The sequence below is a fragment of the Nocardioides epinepheli genome, from assembly GCF_037936805.1.
GTDB lineage: Bacteria > Actinomycetota > Actinomycetes > Propionibacteriales > Nocardioidaceae > Nocardioides.
The window spans coordinates 204,809-222,365 of record NZ_JBBMMC010000003.1 but is presented as its reverse complement, the minus strand read 5'-3'; the positions used below and the strand labels follow the sequence as shown (position 1 = coordinate 222,365).

Genomic DNA, 17,557 nt, shown 5'->3' with positions numbered 1-17,557 from the left:
ACCAGCTGGTGTCGCTCGTCCTGACCGAGGACGACTGGTACGACATCGGCGCAGGCAGACGCCTATACGGCAATCGGAACGGCAAAGACCGCATCGAGCTCAACACGCGAACGAAGGTCGCCACCGCCGGCGCAGACCGACTATGCGTGATCACCACCGACGACACCGTCGTCGCATTCGGGCTCGCCACCTCCGGCGGACGATCCGGCGACCTCGACCACCGCCTCGACCTTCGCCACCTACGAACCCTCGACGCCCGCATTCCCTGGGCCGACATGAGACCCGCCATCGGCGCCGCTGCGCAACGCCACCTCACCACAGCGGTCGGCGCCTACGTCGTGCCGCCCCGCGCAGGAGAGGCGCTCGTGGCTGCACTGGGCGCCCTCAGCGACGAAGCGACGTCCACGATCGCAGAGCTACTCGACCTGCGGCGCGACTTCAGCGCAGACCGGTCCCCGCCAGACGGCCAGCTTCACGAGGAGCAGCGAGACGCCCTCGCGCTCGCTCTCGAGGTCGCCGGGTTCGACAGCAGCACAGTCCTGGACGACGAGGAACCCGTCGGCGGCTCCACTTACCTTGAAGGTCTGTACGAACGAGCACAGCAAGGCGCGGTCGCGTCGGAGGCGTCCATAATCCGCCACGACGCCCACGCATTCGAGGAATGGGTTCCCGGCGAGGCGAGGATACTCGACGCAGTCGAGTTCCAGGACCCGGACGACCCGGCCCGACGGCTCGTCACGCTCTACGCCGACAAGGAGAACATGGAGACAGTCACCGGCACCGACCTCGTCTACTACCGCGTGCATCAGCCCGGCTGGGTCCTCGTCCAGTACAAGCGCATGTCGCGCAACAAGAAGGCAGCCGGCGGTGAGCAGTGGATCTACCGACCCGACGAGCAACTGGACGAGGAGATCGAACGGATGAGGAGGGTCCCAGCCAGCGTCCTCGGCCCGTCCGCCGACGACTGGCGCTTGAACGCCGAGCCGTTCTGGGTCAAGCTCGTCGCAGACGACAAGGCCAGACCGCTAAACCGTCGCCTCCTGCCGGGCATGTACTTCCCCCTCTCCTACTTCGAGAGGCTCCTCGCGGATCCCCGCATCCTGGGACCTCGCGGAGGCCGCGCCCTCGGCTGGCACAACTCCGGTCGACGCATCGACAACACCCACTTCACTGTGTTGCTCAGGGACGGCTGGATCGGATCAAGCGGCGCCACCACCGCACAGGTCGCCGCCCTCGTCGAGGCCGCGCTCCTCGGCGACCGCACAGCGACCGTCGCCATCGACTACGCAACCACCTAGTTGGAGCAGCGCACGGAGCGATAGCGATCTTCGCCCGACCTGCCGTTCTGAGGTCTCCTCCGACCATGACTCCTGTCGTGCGGGTGCGCGACCATGCGCACCACGGGCTCCGCCCGACCATGCCGCGCTGAGTGCGCCTCGCGGACCTGCGTCTTATCACCGCGTTTGCCACAGCGACGAAGTGATCAAGGGAGTCGATCACGTCTCGATCGTGGTCGTGACGATCTGGATTGCGTGTCTGCATTCGTCGTGTTGGTCAGGGGCGAGGGGTCCGAGGGCGAAGAGGTGGGCGTTGGCTGCGTCTCGTGCGCCTTGACGCGTGGCGTGGAGGCTGAGGAGGTCTCCGGCGTCCCAGAGGGCCCAGACCCTTCGGGCGGGCGGCGCCTGATCGCCGCGCGGTCGGGGCATACCTGGGTTGGTCATGGTGTCTCCTGTGATCGCGTTGGGTATCGGCTGGGGCACCGGATTGTGGTCGAGGTGTCGTGTCAGGCGGGCACTTGGAACTTGTTCAAGGCGACGTGACCGTCATCCGCCGAAGTGCCCGGCTCGGTCGGAAGCAGCGGGTTGGAGAACCAGGCGCAGGCGCCTCGGCCGTAGGAGTCGAGCCGGTCGTCTGCGGCGCACATCGACGTCGAGGCACGTAGTGCGTCTGCGAGATCACCGAGCGCGACGTCACCGTCCCGGCCGGCCGCCATGACCGTCGATGTCGAGCAGACCGCGACGGGAGAAACCTCCGGTGCGCTGTCATTGGTCCGTCACTTCCGTTGTGGCGACGCCTGAACATGGGCACCAGCGGCCGGGGCTGTCGTTGCAGCAGGCGGGTGTCTGCGCGGAGGCGAAAATGGTGAGGCCGTTGCCTGCAAGCGCCGGCCGGTCCGCCCAGGTCCCGCCAGCAGGCTGCTCCGCGAGCCTCCGTGCGAGGGCGTGCGCAGCGGCGATGAGCAACCCCTTGAGCTCGGGACCGTGGGCGCTGCTGAAGGAGTGGCGGGTCCATCCGCAGGCCCGCTGGGAGGGCAGACCGAGGAGGGCGGCTGTTGTGGCCCAGTCGGGTGCTCCGCTGCGGAGTCTGACGAGGATGAGCGCGACGACGGCGCGGAGGATCAGACGATCCGGCTTCCGGCTGGCGCGGAGACGCAGAGGCAGGGCGCATGGCCAGACGAGTTGGGGGACGTCGTCGCAGGTCCAGTGCTGCATGTCGGCGACGACCTCGATGGGCAACCGACGTTGGGCCAGCACGTGTGCGCGTCCGTTTCTGCGTACGAGGGTGTCGATGACGGGCTGGAGTCCGGCGCTGGAGAGGCTGGCGCGTCGGAAGGTGTCGGCGTGCGGCGACCTGATCCCGGCCGATGCGCACCAGCGATTGAGGACGTCGGCTGCGGCGTCTGGATCGGGAGCGGTCACGAGTGGTGCGGCGGCAGCCAGGAGTTGGTCGACGGCGGCCGGATCGCGGGGCGGTGTGCCCCATCGGTGCAGGCGGCCCCATCCAGTGTCGACGGCGCCGAAGTGGCGCGCGAGGCCGATGGCGTGACGCCAGGCTTGGATGCTTTGGAGAGCGGTGTAGGAAGTGCCGACGACTACGCCGCGGTTCCTATCGATGATGGTCGCGAGAAGTCGGGCTCTGCCGCGGGCGGCCGCGGTCGCGGCGACCGCGGGCACCTGCGACAGATCTCCGGCGCAGACTCCAGTTGCTCGGGGTCGTGGTTGCTCGCACCGCCGTCCGTCGGGGGCAGGTGCTGTTCGCGTTGGCGCTGAGCCGTTGTAGCGGTTGCTTCTGCCGGCAACGCCGCCGCAGTGTGGACATGCTGCGACGAGGAGCACCTGGTGACGCCGGCACACGGTTGTCCATGGCAGTCGCCACGACAATCGCCAACTGTGGTCCTCGGCGAGACACCGCGGGCAGTACGAGCTTCCTGACAGGTGGACCCAGGACGCCTGGGCGGCCCGGCGAGTCGTCTGGATCCCGGGTGGACCGGCGAGCGGACGAAGGTCGAGCGCGACCTGGTCGAACGCTTCGAGGTGCATTGCACGGATGTCCGGGACGGCCAGGCCTAGGACGACAGACGCCCGGCCTGCCCAATCGCCGGCGACTTTGATGCCGTAGTAGGCGGGCCAGTTCCCGTGGGTGTCGCGGACACCGAGGTGAAGCGCGAGGGTCGAGACCGTGCAGTCGTGGGCGGCGGCGGTCCTGTTGAGGTAGGAGTGCCATGCCTCGTCTGGTCGTGGCTCCAATAGGACCGGCAGCTTCATGGCCCGGATCGGACCGGTGCTCATCCCCCCTCCGCGGCCACGACGCGAGGCGATGCGAGAGTGTCGAGGACCCGGGTCAGCGTGGCGCCGTGCTCGCGGTCGAAGACCTCGATCCGGCCGCTACGCACGCTGGGCCGGGGATTGGGTGTCGTCGTCATGGCGCAGGCCCATTGATCAACAAGCCAGGTTCGGAGTACGGACCGGTCTTGACCCCTGGCAGGGACGACGCTGAGAGCCCGCGCGTAGGTCTCAGGGTTGCTCGCAGCGCGGGACCGGGCGAGGTAGTCGATGTCCTCGTCGAGGACCCCCTCGGCCGCTGCGTTGATAGCGGCCCAGTACAGCTCGAGTCGGCCTTCCTCTTCGAGCGTGCGGAGCATCCGTGCCAGGACCGACCCAATCTGCGGACGCGAACCGGGCCTTGTGGTCAATGCGGTGATGCTACCGCCGGCGACGAGGTAGACCGCGGCGGCGGCGAACCCGCGACCTGCTCTGATCGGCACGGGGTAGCTGAGGTCGGACAGGTCGGGGACGTACCACCGCATCGGCATCAGGATCGGGAGCCGCGCCAAGGTTGTGGCTTCTTGGGGACGATGGAGCGGGATGAGTTCGTCGAGGCGTTCAGCCAGTGTCTTGCGCTCGGGGCGAAGTGCTGCGATCGGCCGTGGTGCATGCGCTGCCGCCTTCAGCGCTTGGTCGACGGCGCCCGGGAGAATCGCCGCGAGAGCTTCGGTGGTGAATTCGCGATGGGAAGCGGGTGGTCGGGTCTTTCCCGTGGTCACGAAGTGGTTGCGGACGACAGTGCGCAGGTTCTCGAAGAAGCGCTGATTCTCGGCAGAGGGTCGGAGGCGTTCCAGAAGCAGTATTTGTGCCTCCGCCACCGCGGGATCGACTGTCTGGACAGGGCTGCCGGCACTGTCAACGATGAAAGTGCCGTGTCTGGTGCACGCGATGTGCCAGCGCAGTCGCCACGACAATCGCCACCGGGCGGGATGCTCGCGTAGACACTCGTGGCATGCCCCCGCCCAGTCCTGCGGACGCAGCATCCCGATATCGCGCAGCTTGACCCGGGGCGGAGCAGTGTTGCTCACGGCGACGGGGTCGAACCCCTTCTCGAGGTGCGGCGGTATGTCGAGGGCTGAGCCATGGAACCGCGACAGGTGCATGTCCAGAACCTCGAGCGGGCTCAGACGGAAGTAGTGGGCGACCCGGTCGGCCGTCGGCGACGTGATCGCTACCCCGGCAGTCCGCTCGAGCCGCATCCACGCTGTCCGCGACGGTTCGACATGGAGCACGCTGCGCATCAGCGCCCTCCAGGTGACCGCGTAGAAGTCTGCGACGCGCTCGGTGTAGCCCACCCACGACTCCCCTGAGACGGGGTCGACTCGAACGGGCAGCGGCCGATAACCGGGGCTCACCGTCTGCCCGGACCTTCGGCGGGTATCGGGCGGGTCGCGTCGAGAGCGTCCCTGCCGAAGGGCACGTGGTGGCGGATCGCGTGGTTGGCCGCGGCCTTAGCCCACTCGATAGCCAGCCCCGGGCGGCGTTCGGATCCCTCGATTAGGGTGCTGATTGCGCCGGGAGTATTGAGGCGGCTCCGAGGTGCATCGGCGGGGAACGCCAGTTGTTGATCGAGCCCGGCGAGCATCCGGCCCCACGGACCGGGCTCCTTCCGCGAGGGAAGTTGCCATTCGCCGAGAGTCGTCCACAGGCTGCGGTGACGTACCTGCTCGCCGTAGCGACCGTTCAGGAAGCCGGACTGGGCGAGACCTGCGCCGATGATGACGACGGTGAACGGCAGCCCAGTGATGATCCCTTTGAGCATGTCGGCCAGCGCGACGGAGTCCTTGGTGCGTCCGCCGGAGATGCCGTGTGCGTCATCGATGAGGACGCCGCGCACGCCCATCGGTCCGGCGAGCTTGCGGAGCCGGGCGAGGAGCGCGTCGGCGTTGTCCCGGGGGTCGTGCGGGATGCCGCAGAAGCGATGCATTCCCGACAGGATCCCGAAGCCCTTGCTGCCTGTGACGACCTCGACATAGATCCATGGCACCTGCCGCGCGGGCAGGGGCACCGAATCCACTTCCGTAACACCAGGCGGCTGATCGCCCCAGACGGCCTTGGTCTCGCGGAAGGCGACCGAGAGGCTCGCTTGGGTCTTGCCGACCAGCGGTACGCCGTCGATGACGACACAGCGCTGACCGGCGAGGCTCGCGTGATCGTTCTCGAAGTGTGCTTGTTCGATGAGCTTGCGGACTTTGGTGACATCGTCGGTGACCAGCGGCCCGAGCGCGGCGTTGTACGCGATCAGCGCGGCCAGACATGCCTTCGACCGGTCATCGCTCGCGGAAGGTCGGGCCCGGTCGCGATAGATGAGCCGAGGCCAGTCGTCGAGGTTCTGGGGCAGCGGTCGGGCGAGTGCTTCCGGCTCCGCGTACGTCGTCATAGGTACGACTCCTCGATCTCGATGTCGGTGAAGTCGAGGAAGTCTTCCTCGTACTCGAACGGCTCGTCGTCCTCACTGCTGGCCACCTCGACGCCATGATCCAGCGGCTTGTCGTAGCTCGGGGAGCAGAGCGCACGGAACTCCTCCGACTCGTTGGCCAGGTCGATGGCGTGGACGAAGCGTCGGTCCTGTTCGAGCGCAGCGCGCCGGGCCTCGCGTCGGTCGACGAACTCGCCGGTGCGCCATTTCTCTGCGACCGCGGTCTGTGCGAGATGGATCTCGTTCGCGGTCAGCGCACGGTGCTTGCCGGCGAGGACGGTCTCCCGCAAGTGCTGGCTGACGACTTCGCTGTACGGCGCTTGTGTTCCTCGGGAACGGTCCACGATCGGGACACTGATCCAGCGCCCGTTCGCGGGGTGGCGCAGGTAGATCTGGGTGATGTCGTACCGGTCGTAGAAGCAAGTCAACGGGATCGCGGGTTTGCCGAGCCCCCGTTGGACGTAGGGACGCAGCGCGAGAAGGTCCGCAGAGTTGTAGATGTTCTTGTCGATCGTGATGCCGTAGTCCTGCAAGAGCCTTGTCGTGCTGCTCATCAGCTTGACGAACTGGTAGGGGTCGGTGGGGGCGGTGAGCCAGCCACCGTTCTCGAGATAGGTCTGATAGACGCCTGCAGGCGTGAGCGGCACGTCGGAGCACAGGTCGCGCGTGAGTCCTTTGTGCACCCGGTGGTGGTACGTCCCGAGGATGTACTCCCACAGCGCGTCGGCCAGGTCGCGAGGGGTCAGAACGGCATCCAACTCGATGCGGGAGGGGTGGTTGATGGCGCTCGCCCCCTTATAGGCGGCCAGCAATGACTGGATGCGATCGAACCCGTTGAACAGCGACTCGATAATGCCCTTGGCGTGCCCGGCACGGGGAGGAGCGAAGACCACGTCGATACCCACCCGGGCCGCTGCAGAGATCAGATGCTGGGAGTTGTTCTCCGGCCCGCGGTCCAACACGATCGTGGTCGGTCTGACCGCCGGCTTCTCGCCGAGGATCGGTGAGACCTCAGACTCGGTGACGATGCTGATGATCTGCGGGATGCCGTGCCAATAGGAGAGTTGGCGCGGCCACCCGGTGCGGAGTACCCGTGGCCGGCCCATGTCGGCGATTAGGGCGGTGACCTCCCGTGAGGTGACTGCGCCCGTGACCACTCTGAGCGCGACCACGCAGCGCGTGTACACGTCGGCCGCGGTGAGGATGGCTGCCGGTGCCCAGCCGCACTCGGCGCTCCACAGTGAGATGTTCGCGTCGTTGGCGTCGATCTGTACGACCTCGCCGGGCCGCGAGACCGTCAAGTTGCCGTAGACCACGACCGGTTTGCCGGCATGTCGACTCCGACCGGCGGCTTCGTGGTGAAGCCCTTGGCCCCGACTGGCCTCGCCCACGATCTGACGCAGCCGATACATGGTGATCTCGTTCTCTGGCAGCCCGTGATGGCGCAGATCAGCGCGCACGATCGCCAGCAGGTTCTCGTTCGCGATCTTCGCCTCGCTCTTGTGCTCGGTAAGGAAGGCACGGACGGACCCGAGGACCCGAGGATCCAGGCCCTCGAGTCTGTCGTTGATGGTGCGCCGGGCACCGTGGATCAGCGCGTCGATGCCCCCGCCGTTCTCGTAGAGGTTCAAGAGCCGGTACAGCGACGGGACCGAGCAAGGCTTCTCCCGTCGTAGGCGTAGTTCGCGGGCCTTCGCCCTGACACGCTGCGGCCGGGTGGTACGCCTCCAGTCGTAACGGGAGTCGGTGAGCCCGTCCCTTTCATCCTGCTCGGGGTTGCCTGTGCGGCTGCCGGTGATGATCTGCAGCAGATGTCCCTCCAACGTTCGGTAACGCTGCTGCTCGTCGGCGTCCAACTCCTCCACAAGGGCTGAGGAGAAGTCGTCGGTGGCTGTTGACTTCTGCGGGGCCTGCATCATCAAGGTGAGGGCCATTTCGGCCAGGCCGCGTCGTTGCAGGCGGTCGCCGTCATCGAGCAGGACCGTGATGCCCCCCGAGGCGTCGTGCCCCCACGACACAATCTCGTAGGTGACCCCGTCAAGCAGCACCCGCTCGCCAGGGCCGATGCGCTGCCTGTTGGGGACCGGCGCCTTGTCGTCTGTGCCGTTCAGATTTGAATTCGCCATGGCTGAACCTGTTTCTCTTGACGGGTGTCGATCCAGGTCTCGGGTCTGATCGGGTTGTCCAGGTCGGTGTGGAGCTGAGCGGTGGCCAGGAGATGCCATGCCGCTCCGAGTCCGGTGCCCCAGTCGCCGAGCTCGTCGGCGAGGTCGTGCGCGAGTCGATCGAGTTGGCGCGGCCAACCGGAGCGCTCGCTTACCGCGGCCCATGCCGCTGCTACCGCTGGGCCGGCGCTTTGGCAGGCCCGGAGGAACCTGAGGTTGCGTGCCCTCTGTGGCGGCATCTCGGTGAGGAGCTGGTACTCCCAACCGAGTTCCCTCGCGGTCGCCGATGTGAGGCGGAACGTCGACATCGCACGCTCGTCGCTCACGCGGCGGGTGGTGGTCACATCGACCAACAGGCGCCGTGTTCCGATCAGGAGGAAGGCGTCGGGATAGTGGACCCGTATGCCGTCGGCCGTGGGCCACTCCAGCCGAAGCGACTGGGTCGACATCTGCGACACGGCGCCGCCGAGGAGAAGGTCGAGATAGTGGTGACGCTCGTTGAACGACTCGAACCACACGGCCCGGGGGTCCGCCCAGGTCGTCGGCACCACCACCGTGCCGATGTAGCGGCCCATCCCGACGTAGGACACCGGCCTCCTGACCTCGACGAGCTCGTCAGGCGTGACGGCTCGGAGTCCGGTTGCATCGACGTTCTCGACCCAGGCGCGGTCGTAGGTCGCGTCGAAACGGCGCAGCGTGGCCGAGACTGAGGATGCGATCTGCGCGATCTCGCTAAGCCCGCCGGTGAGCGTCGTGACCGCGTTCCACGACGCCCGCCGGCTGCCCAACTCGGGAATGAAGAGGAGTCGACGCCCCTTGTGGTGGGCGACCGTCACCGATGGGCTACCCACGGCCCCGCACCACGCTCAGGACACTGGGAGCGCGCTCGATGGAGTTGGCGGGTACGGCCTTCTAGAATGCGACATGGCTGGGCCTTTCGATCTGCATCTCACGTGGACTTGATAGGGCTCGGCTCGGGCGTCACCCCCTAGCCCGGGGTGGCGCCCATTCGCCTCTCCAGGCCATGAACTGGCCCGGTGACGCGCGATCGAACATACGCCGCAGATCCGGCCGCGTCGAGATTTCTCGGCCTGAATCGTCTATCCAGTGCGGTTCGCTGACCTGGCGCTTGTTGGCGATCGACCTCCGGGACAGCGGGGAAAACCATCGGGAAGACAGGGAAGGATCGCCCGCTCAGTCGCGGCTCCCGCTCGGAAAGGGCGTACGATTTACGTACGCTGAATGGGTCTCGCGTACGAAATGCTCGAAGTGAATGGGGCGCCCAGGAGGGAACGATGCGACAGCCACCCGCGCTGACCGACAACGCAATGACACGGCTCGAAGCATGGCTCGCCCAGTGCCAGCGGCACTGTAAGAACCCACGCTGCATGGCGCGTCTCACCTACCCGGCCCCGCCGAAAGTCGGGCGTCGCCCGGACTTCTGTCAGGGCGCCTGTCGCGCGGCATACAGGCGTGACCGGGAGAGATTGCTTGCTCTCAAGCAGAAGATCGCAGGGCGCTCAGAGACACCGGGCGCGCCGCCTGAGGCGTCGAGGGATCGGGCTCGCGCGCATGTCCGCTGGGCGCTGCAGCTCTACGGGGTCGAGCTAGATGGCGACGAGGATGCAGAACGCGTCGGGCTGGCCGCAAGCGACGACGACACACAGGCTCTGCCGGTGTCGCTGCCCGAGGCGTTGAGGTGTCTCAATCCGAAGTGTGTGGAGTGGTGCCGACATCGCACCGGCAGACAGGGGCGCCAGCCGCGCTTCTGCAGTAGCCAGTGCGGAGACGTTTATCGACGCGATCGGGAGCGGCTAATTCGACACTGGGGTGAACTCGCCTGGTCGTATGAGTTCACCAACATCCCATACGAGCCGAAGCGCCTCGAACATGCCGCGCGCAGGATCGAGTGGCTCCTCGCTGACTACGGCATCGAGGATGTGCGCGCGTGTGCACAGGTGCCCCAGCCTCCGGTCGAACTCCAGTTGGCCCGGAAGGAGGTCGAGAACCTTGGTCTGCCACTCTTCCCGTCGCAGCGCACGCGACCGCTCACGGCTCACGAAGCCGACGTGATCCAACACGCCGAGCGCTTGCAGGTCATCTGGTACGCCAACCGGACGACGTCTCGCCGGCTGTAGGCGACATCGCGCCGGTTCTTAGATTGCTCGCCTCAGGATTCTCATTTCTCACGACGAGATAGCCGAATTGACGCAGGATTCTCATCTTGCTCGACCTCGTCTCATTTTCGCACTCGTCGGACACCTCTCTACGCCTGCTCGCGCAGGTACCTCCCGAAGTGCGGCACGGTGAAGGCGATCCGCCCCCGCTCACCGGAGTAGATGAGGCCCTTCTTGAGCAAGGCGTCCCGGGCAGGCGAGAGCGCCTGCGGCTTGCGGCCCAGGACGGCGGCGACGTCGGCGGTGGCGACCGAGCCGGCGGGGTCGTCGGGATCGGGGGTGGCCTCGGCCATCGCGCGCAGGTAGTCGCGCTCGCCGGGGGTGGCGCGCTCGTAGCGGCTGCCGAAGAAGCCGACGGCGAGCTCGCGGTCGGCCTCCGGGGTGGCCACGGCGACGTCGTCGGCGGTGATCGGCGAGGCGGGGGCGAGGTCCCAGACGGTCTTGCCGTAGGCCTGCACGAAGTAGGGATAGCCGCCGGTGGCGGCGTAGAGGGCGTCCAGCGCGGCGGGCTCGAAGGCGGCGTCCTCCTCGGCGGCGGGGGTGGTGAGAGCGCGGTCGGCCTCGGCGCGGGCGAGGCGGTCGATGCGCTGGTAGGCGAAGAGCCGCTCGGAGTAGGACTTGCTGGCCGAGAGGACGGCGGGCAGGTGCGGCAGCCCGGCGCCGACGACGATCAGCGGCAGCCCCGACTGGCTGATCTCGTGGCAGGCCGCGCACAGCGCCGAGACGTCGTCGGGGCCGAGGTCCTGCATCTCGTCGATGAACACCGCGATGCCGCGTCCGGTCTCGGACGCGAGACCGCCGAGGTCGGTGAGCAGCTCGACCAGGTCGATCTCGATGTCGCCGGAGTCGGCCCGCCCGCGCACCAGCGGGGCGGTGATGCCGGGGCTCCAGCGGTCGCGCAGCTTCGCGTCGCCCGGCACCGCCCGCTCCGCGAACGCTCGCAGCACGCCCAGGCTGTGCTCGACCTCCTCGTCCTGGCCGTGACCGAGCTCGCGGACCGCCTGGTGCAGCGCCGAGGACAGCGGACGCCGCAACGGCTGGTCGGGGCGCGCCTCGAGCTTGCCGGTGCCCCAGCCGCGACGTACGGCCTGGCTCCGCAGGGTGTTCAGCAGCACCGTCTTGCCGACGCCGCGCAGTCCGGTGAGCACCAGCGACCGCTCCGGCCGTCCGCGCGCCACCCGCTCCAGCACGACGTCGAAGGCCCGCAGCTGCTCGTCGCGCCCGGCCAGCTCGGGTGGCCGCTGCCCGGCTCCGGGTGCGTACGGGTTCCTGATCGGGTCCACGATGAGACCGTATCCGGCTGTCTAGCCGATTCCCTAGAGTGGCGCGCCGGGACGGTAGTCCCGGGAGTTTGGGTTGCCAGACGGGGTGTTCGACAACCCGAAGTCCAGGGACTATCGCCGTCGGAGGGGCCACCTAGGATGGGCACATGCCCGAGTTGCCCGAGGTGGAAGCGCTGGCCCTCGACCTGCGCGGGCGGCTGGACGGGCGGGCGATCACCGACGTGCACCTCGCGGCGTTCAGCGCGTTGAAGACCTACGACCCCCCGGTCACGGCCCTGGCGGGCACGCTGGTCGACGACGTCACCCGGCACGGCAAGTTCCTCGACATCGACGCCTCCGGGCTGCACCTGGTGCTGCACCTGGCCCGCGCCGGCTGGGTGCGGTGGCGCGACGAGGTGCCCGCGACGCCGCCGCGGCCCAGCAGCAAGTCCGGGCTGGCGGTGCGGATCGTGCTCGACGACGGCAGCGGACTCGACATCACCGAGGCCGGCACCAAGAAGAGCCTGGCGATGTACGTCGTCCGCGATCCGCAGGAGGTGCCCGGCATCGCCAGCCTCGGACCCGACCCGCTCACCGACGAGTTCACCCGCGAGACCCTCGCCGGCATCCTGGAGCGCGAGGGCCGCAAGCAGATCAAGGGCGTGCTGCGTCATCAGGGCACCATCGCCGGCATCGGCAATGCCTACTCCGACGAGATCCTGCACGCCGCGAGGATGTCGCCGTTCCGGCCGGCCAACGCGATCGTCGACGACGAGCTCGACGTGCTCTACACGGCGATCCGCGAGACCGTCGGCGACGCCGTCGACCGCTCCCGCGGGCTCGCGGCCAGCGAGCTGAAGGGCGAGAAGAAGTCGCATCTCGCGGTCCACGGCCGCACCGGGGAGGCGTGCCCGGTGTGCGGCGACACGGTGCGCGAGGTGTCCTTCGCCGACTCCAGCCTGCAGTACTGCGCTACCTGCCAGACCGGCGGGAAGCCGCTGGCCGACCGCCGCATGTCGAAGCTCCTCAAGTAGTCCCCGCCCTCCCCACCCGAACGAAGACCGAGAGGCCCACCGCATGAACGTCCCCACCGTCGCCCTGAACGGCGTCCCCGACCCGTTGCCCGAGGGGCTCGCCGTGCTCGACGTGCGCGAGCAGGTCGAGTGGGACCACGGCCACATCGACGGCGCCGTCCACGTGCCCCTGGGCGAGCTGCCGCAGCGGCTCGCCGACGTGCCGGACGGGCAGACCCTGGTGGTGTGCAAGGCCGGCGGCCGTTCCGCGCAGGTCACCGGCTGGCTGGCCGCGCAGGGCTACGACGTGGTCAACCTCGACGGCGGGATGCTCGACTGGGAGGCGGCGGGGCGCCCCATGGTGAGCGTGGGCGACGCCCCACCGCAGGTGGTGTGACAGCCGAGTCGAGCAGAGAGCGTCGAAGGCCGGCCACCCTCCAGGGGTGGCCGGCCTTCGCAGGTCTCACGGCGCTGGGACTCGGCCCAGCGGAGTGGGGTCAGATCACTCGGTGGGCGAGCCGAGGTCCTCCGGGAGGGACGCGCTGACGCAGGTCTCGGCGGCCCACTCGACGAACGCGGTGCCGGCCTTCTCGTCGTCCTTGCTCACCTCGACGTCGCCGACCTCGGAGAGCTTCTTGTCGTCGAGGTCGGAGAGCTCGTTGACGAACACCTCGAAGCCCTTGCGCTCCTCGCCGCCGATGTCCCCGGGCGTCCCGACCTTGGCGAGGCTGTCGGCCCACTCCTTGGCGGTCGAGTCCTGAGCCTGCTCGAGGAAGGCCTTGCAGAAGTCCTCCTGGCTGGCGTCCTTGGGGGCGTCGTCACCCGGGCCGCCGCCGCAGGCGGAGAGGCTGAGAGCGAGCAGCACAGGGGCGCCGACCGCAGCAAGGCGTCGCGTCATCGTGTTCATGGGATGTCCTTTCGATTCGGGGCATCTCGGGTTGCCCGCGGGAACCACCTTGCCCTGTCGACTGAGAACTAATCGCATTCTCGGAAACGTGTTGTGAATCACTCGTGGCCGGGGCGCGGCGCGCGCGTGAAGCCGCCGGGCGACGGCACGGATAGGAGGTCTGGCAGCCGGGCGAGATACATCCCACGGTCGATCTCCCGCGCGCCGAGCGAGGCCAGGTGCTCGGTGAGCCATTGGACGTCGATGAGGCGCTGCTCGACGTGCTCGTCGCGAAGGAGCCCGACCAGGCCGACCAGCGCGGCCTTGGAGGCGTCGCGCGCGCGGTGGAACATCGACTCCCCGGCGAAGAGTCCGCCGAGGGCCAGTCCGTACAGCCCGCCCTCGAGCCGTCCGTCGCGCCAGGCCTCCACCGAGTGCGCCCAGCCCAGGTCGTGCAGCGCCAGATAGGCACGCTTGATCCGGCGGTCGATCCAGCCGTGCGGACGACGTGGGTCGGCGCACGCGTCGAGCACCTCGGGGAAGGCGGTGTCGACGCGGATCTCGAAGTCGCGGCACGAGCGCCGCAGCGAGCGGGAGACGACCAGTTCGTCGGGCACCAGGACGCCGCGGCGCACCGGGGACCACCAGCCCATCGGATCGCGCGCCGAGCCCAGCGGCATCGGGAAGAGCCCGGTGCGGTAGGCCGCGAGCACGGTGCCCGGCTCGAGGTCGGCGCCCATCGCGACCAGATCGTCGGCGGGATCGGCGCCGGCGAGCTGCGGCGCGAAGTCCCACAGCGACGGCGTGGGCTCGACGGTCACGAGCACGACCGTAGCGCCACGTAGGCTCCCACCATGGGAGTCAAAGGGAAGGTCGGAGCGCAGGTGGGTCGACAGCTCGCGCCGCGGATCACCACGGTGGCACCGGGCCTATCGGCCTCATTCGTGCGGGAGATGCTCCACCGGGCTCTCGCGGGCATCGGCCCGTTGGCGTCGGCGAAGGCAGCGGCCGAGGAGCAGCTGTCCGACCACGACGGAAATGTGGAGAAGGCGGTCGACGCCATGACGTCCACCCACGTGCGCCTGGCCGGGGCCTCGGGCTTCGTCACCAACCTGGGCGGCCTGATCACGCTGGTGGTGACGGCGCCGGCGAATCTTGCGGCGATCGCGGTCATCCAGCTCCGCATGGTCGCCGCCGTCGCCTACCTGCGCGGATACGACCTCGACGACCCCCGCGTCCACAATGCGATCCTGGTGACGATCCTCGGGGAGGACACCGTGGATGGCTTGGTGCGGCGCAAGAAGCTGCCCGCTCCGCCGATGGCCCTGGCGACCGCGCCGGCGCGGGATCCCGAGCTCGATTCCGTCATCTCCGGCGAGGTCGCCCGTGACCTGGTCGCGAGAGTCACCGGGCGCCGCCTGGCCACCACGCTCAGCCGGCGCATTCCCGGGCTGGGCGGCGTCGTCGGCATGAGCGCCGACGGCTGGTCGACCTTCCGGATCGGCCGCTACGCCGACCGCGAGCTGCGCCCGCGCAAGACCCGGTAGGCCTTCAACGCGCCGCGGCCGGCCCGGCCGGTCTCGAGCCGCCGCACGATCTTCTCCCGCGCCCGGTACGTCGGCCGCAGGTAGGAGCGTTCCAGCGCCCGCTGGGTCTCGCCGAGCTCGTGGCGCGCCGCATCGAGCTCGCGCCGGGTCCGAGCCTGCTCGAGCAGCAGCGCCTTGATCGCATCCAGGCTGGCGGCGGCGACGTCGCGGCCCAGCGGCCGGTCGGGGTCGCTCCAGGTCCCCGGTGGCGTGCCGATGAGCTCCTCGACGTCGCCGATCACGTGGTATCCGCGATGGTCGATCTCCGCGACCCAGCTGCGCTCGAGCTCCTCGACCCAGGCCGCGGCGTCGGGGGGCAGGCCGAGGCGGGGCGAGTCGCGGCGCTGCGAGAGGGTCTGGTGCGCCAGCAGCTCGCGCACCAGTGGCCGGTAGTCCGCCGGCGGCAGCTCGCGGTTGACGGTCCGGTTGATCCGGCGGATCAGGGCGGTCTCGGGGGCGCCGAGCGAGGGATTGGCACGCTCGGTCTCGAGGTCGAGGTCGACGCCGTCGAGGTCGAACGCTTCGCTGAACCGCTGCCACAGCACCTCCGGCGCGCCCCCGCGCGGCGGCACCGTGATCAGGTGCACCCGCTCGGGGGGCAGGTCGCCGGCCCAGCGGTCGAGAATGTCGGGGATCTCCTGCACACCCCAGAACCAGCTGCCGATCCGCGTGGCTCGGGCGGGGTCACGGATCTGGTCGAGGAAGCGCGCGTAGGTGATCGAGCTGCGGTGCTTGACGTTCTCCTGCCACTCCGCCGGGATCTGGCGCACCAGGTCTCGCACCGAGAGGACGACGTGGATCTCCGGCTCGTCGGGCCCGCCGGAGCCGTGACCGAGCGAGGCGAGCGCGCGACCGACCTGCGAGCGCGAGGCCGTCGCGAGGATCTCGTGGCTGATGATCGTGGTGCCCTCGTGCTCGCGGGCCTGACGCGCGAGCTCGTCCCAGGCGCCGATCGCCTGCGCCTCCAGGCCGCCCCACGGCAGCCGCATCAGGTCGAGGGCGGCGAGGAAGTGCGCGTCGAAGCGCTCGGCCGGGTAGAGGATGCCCGCCGCGGCGAGCTTCGCCCGGTTGCGGAACAAGACGTCCTGGGCGTACGACGTCCCGGTCTTCGGGGTGCCGACGTGCAGCAGGATCCGGCGCGGCCTCGCCTCGGCGGTGGGAGCAGACGAGGTGGTCTGCTGCGGTTCGGCCGTGGGGGTGGTCATCGGGGCCGGTCTCCCTTCTGGTTCGTGCGGGAGCCCGTCGGCTCCGTCGGCGCTGGTCCGTCGAGCAGGAGCCGCAGGGCCAGCTCCAAGATGCCGTCGGCATCGGGCGTCGCGCCCCCGGGCGTGGGACCGCGGAGCAGGACGTCGGGATCGCCCACGATCCGCGCACCGCTGGCGACGACGCCGTCGCGCATCCGGGTGGCGCGACGGGTCACCCAGTGCTCGTGCCGTTCGGGTACCGCGAGCGGCGCGCCGCCCTCGCCCACGCCGATCAGCCTGGGCAGGAGCACCGTGCGCAGCAGCTCGCTGCGCCGCTCGGGGAGCACGAGGCCGCCGAGGGGCGCGGCGACCCGGCGGCCGAGGTCGGCGGCGTTCGCGCCCAGCGTGCGCGGCGGGGCGCTGAGGTGGCGTGCTCCCAGGACCGTCGCAAGCTCCGCGGGATCCAGGACGAGCGTGACCCGGTCGGCGCCCACCTGGGCGACCGAGCGGCGGACGGCGGCGAGGACGTCGGCGCGACGGGGCAGCCGACGCGTCGAGCGGACGCCGACCAGCCAGTCGTCCCAGCCGATCGCCCCGGTGTCGAAGGAGCGGACCGTCCAGGCGTGGGCCAGCATCGTGGCCAGGTCGGTGCCGAGCACGACCCACTGCGGACGGCGTCCTCCTGGGCCGCGGCCGCGCCGGACGAGGTCCTCGAGCGCCGGCCACATCAGCCACGGGTCGCCGGCGAGCCGGTAGCCGCGCGCCCAGGGCAGCCGGCGCTCGCGCAGCAGCCGGATCGGCAGGGGCGGCACCGGCGGGGTGGGCACCTGCGCGGTGGCGAGGTCGTCGGCGATCAGGCCGGAGGCGACCCGGACCAGCTCGTCCACGGCCAGCGTCTCCGGATCGACCGGATGCGGCCCGAAGCGGTGCGGCAGCGACGTCGCTCCGACGAGCGGAAGGTCGGGGATCCCGCGGCCGGGGGCACTGGCGGCCAGGACCCGTTCGACGAGCACCGCCGGCGCCCGGGTGCCGATGCTCTGGGCGAACAGGTTCAGCCGGCGCAGCAGCTCGAGCTGCTGGGCGCCCGGGACCCGCGCGGCGCGGTCGGGGAGCGGCGCGCCGGAGCGCTCACGCCACGACGTCCAGGGCTCGACGCCGCCGGACCTCAGCTGCGCGACCCAGCCGGTCGCCGCGTCGGCGGCGCGGGTCGCGTCACGGGTCGAGCGGGCCATGGCCGCGATCATCCCACGCACGTGACCG

Annotated in this window: 16 protein-coding genes; 5 read left to right on the top strand and 11 right to left on the bottom strand. The window is 69.5% G+C overall.

Annotation, left to right across the window (positions count from 1 at the left end):
• Positions 1 to 8: 8 nt before the first annotated feature.
• Positions 9 to 1,298 carry a hypothetical protein gene (locus tag WMR31_RS06030; protein WP_340537877.1) on the top strand — a complete coding sequence of 430 codons (1,290 nt, stop codon included), beginning with the start codon at positions 9 to 11 and terminating at the stop codon, positions 1,296 to 1,298.
• Positions 1,299 to 1,783: 485 nt separating this feature from the next.
• Here the strand turns inward: WMR31_RS06030 and WMR31_RS06025 are convergent, their stop codons facing one another.
• The 6 genes from WMR31_RS06025 to WMR31_RS06000 are packed head-to-tail and all read right to left on the bottom strand — an operon-like array spanning position 1,784 to position 9,040.
• Positions 1,784 to 1,993 (bottom strand): hypothetical protein, encoded by a 210-nt coding sequence (locus tag WMR31_RS06025; protein WP_340537876.1) that lies wholly within the window; start codon positions 1,991 to 1,993, stop codon positions 1,784 to 1,786.
• Between the two features lie 49 nt (positions 1,994 to 2,042).
• On the bottom strand, positions 2,043 to 3,545 hold the full coding sequence (locus WMR31_RS22180; RefSeq protein ID WP_510182516.1) for a TniQ family protein: 1,503 nt from the start codon (positions 3,543 to 3,545) through the stop codon (positions 2,043 to 2,045).
• 20 nt (positions 3,546 to 3,565) lie between these two features.
• Positions 3,566 to 4,960: a TniQ family protein gene (locus tag WMR31_RS06015; protein ID WP_340537874.1), complete on the bottom strand. Its 1,395-nt coding sequence runs from the start codon at positions 4,958 to 4,960 to the stop codon at positions 3,566 to 3,568.
• A complete protein-coding gene (locus WMR31_RS06010; RefSeq protein WP_340537873.1) occupies positions 4,957 to 5,985 on the bottom strand; it encodes a hypothetical protein in 1,029 nt (342 codons plus the stop codon). Before WMR31_RS06010 ends, WMR31_RS06015 begins: the two co-directional genes overlap by 4 nt.
• Positions 5,982 to 8,150 carry a Mu transposase C-terminal domain-containing protein gene (locus WMR31_RS06005; RefSeq protein WP_340537872.1) on the bottom strand — a complete coding sequence of 723 codons (2,169 nt, stop codon included), beginning with the start codon at positions 8,148 to 8,150 and terminating at the stop codon, positions 5,982 to 5,984. Before WMR31_RS06005 ends, WMR31_RS06010 begins: the two co-directional genes overlap by 4 nt.
• Positions 8,132 to 9,040: a hypothetical protein gene (locus tag WMR31_RS06000; protein WP_340537871.1), complete on the bottom strand. Its 909-nt coding sequence runs from the start codon at positions 9,038 to 9,040 to the stop codon at positions 8,132 to 8,134. Before WMR31_RS06000 ends, WMR31_RS06005 begins: the two co-directional genes overlap by 19 nt.
• Positions 9,041 to 9,484: 444 nt before the next feature.
• Between WMR31_RS06000 and WMR31_RS05995 the strand changes: the two genes are divergently transcribed.
• Complete coding sequence (locus tag WMR31_RS05995; protein ID WP_340537870.1) at positions 9,485 to 10,327, top strand: hypothetical protein; 843 nt, start codon at positions 9,485 to 9,487, stop codon at positions 10,325 to 10,327.
• Positions 10,328 to 10,455: 128 nt separating this feature from the next.
• Here the strand turns inward: WMR31_RS05995 and WMR31_RS05990 are convergent, their stop codons facing one another.
• Positions 10,456 to 11,649, bottom strand: coding sequence for an ATP-binding protein (locus WMR31_RS05990; RefSeq protein ID WP_340537869.1), 1,194 nt, complete (start codon positions 11,647 to 11,649; stop codon positions 10,456 to 10,458).
• Positions 11,650 to 11,795: 146 nt separating this feature from the next.
• Here WMR31_RS05990 and WMR31_RS05985 point away from each other — a divergent pair, with 146 nt between their 5' ends.
• A complete protein-coding gene (locus tag WMR31_RS05985) occupies positions 11,796 to 12,662 on the top strand; it encodes an Fpg/Nei family DNA glycosylase (RefSeq protein ID WP_340537868.1) in 867 nt (288 codons plus the stop codon).
• A 43-nt stretch (positions 12,663 to 12,705) separates the two neighbouring features.
• Complete coding sequence (locus WMR31_RS05980) at positions 12,706 to 13,038, top strand: rhodanese-like domain-containing protein (RefSeq protein ID WP_340537867.1); 333 nt, start codon at positions 12,706 to 12,708, stop codon at positions 13,036 to 13,038.
• Between the two features lie 105 nt (positions 13,039 to 13,143).
• Here the strand turns inward: WMR31_RS05980 and WMR31_RS05975 are convergent, their stop codons facing one another.
• Positions 13,144 to 13,548 carry a hypothetical protein gene (locus tag WMR31_RS05975; RefSeq protein ID WP_340537866.1) on the bottom strand — a complete coding sequence of 135 codons (405 nt, stop codon included), beginning with the start codon at positions 13,546 to 13,548 and terminating at the stop codon, positions 13,144 to 13,146.
• 98 nt (positions 13,549 to 13,646) lie between these two features.
• Positions 13,647 to 14,348 carry a leucyl/phenylalanyl-tRNA--protein transferase gene (gene aat, locus WMR31_RS05970; RefSeq protein WP_340537865.1) on the bottom strand — a complete coding sequence of 234 codons (702 nt, stop codon included), beginning with the start codon at positions 14,346 to 14,348 and terminating at the stop codon, positions 13,647 to 13,649.
• 33 nt (positions 14,349 to 14,381) lie between these two features.
• On the opposite strand from aat, the gene WMR31_RS05965 reads away from it, so the two are divergent.
• Positions 14,382 to 15,074, top strand: coding sequence for an EcsC family protein (locus WMR31_RS05965; RefSeq protein ID WP_340537864.1), 693 nt, complete (start codon positions 14,382 to 14,384; stop codon positions 15,072 to 15,074).
• Here WMR31_RS05965 and WMR31_RS05960 read toward each other — a convergent pair.
• Positions 15,035 to 16,318 carry a hypothetical protein gene (locus WMR31_RS05960; protein ID WP_340537863.1) on the bottom strand — a complete coding sequence of 428 codons (1,284 nt, stop codon included), beginning with the start codon at positions 16,316 to 16,318 and terminating at the stop codon, positions 15,035 to 15,037. The genes WMR31_RS05965 and WMR31_RS05960 overlap by 40 nt on opposite strands.
• Positions 16,315 to 17,529: a hypothetical protein gene (locus WMR31_RS05955; protein ID WP_340537862.1), complete on the bottom strand. Its 1,215-nt coding sequence runs from the start codon at positions 17,527 to 17,529 to the stop codon at positions 16,315 to 16,317. Before WMR31_RS05955 ends, WMR31_RS05960 begins: the two co-directional genes overlap by 4 nt.
• Between the last annotated feature and the right edge of the window lie 28 nt (positions 17,530 to 17,557).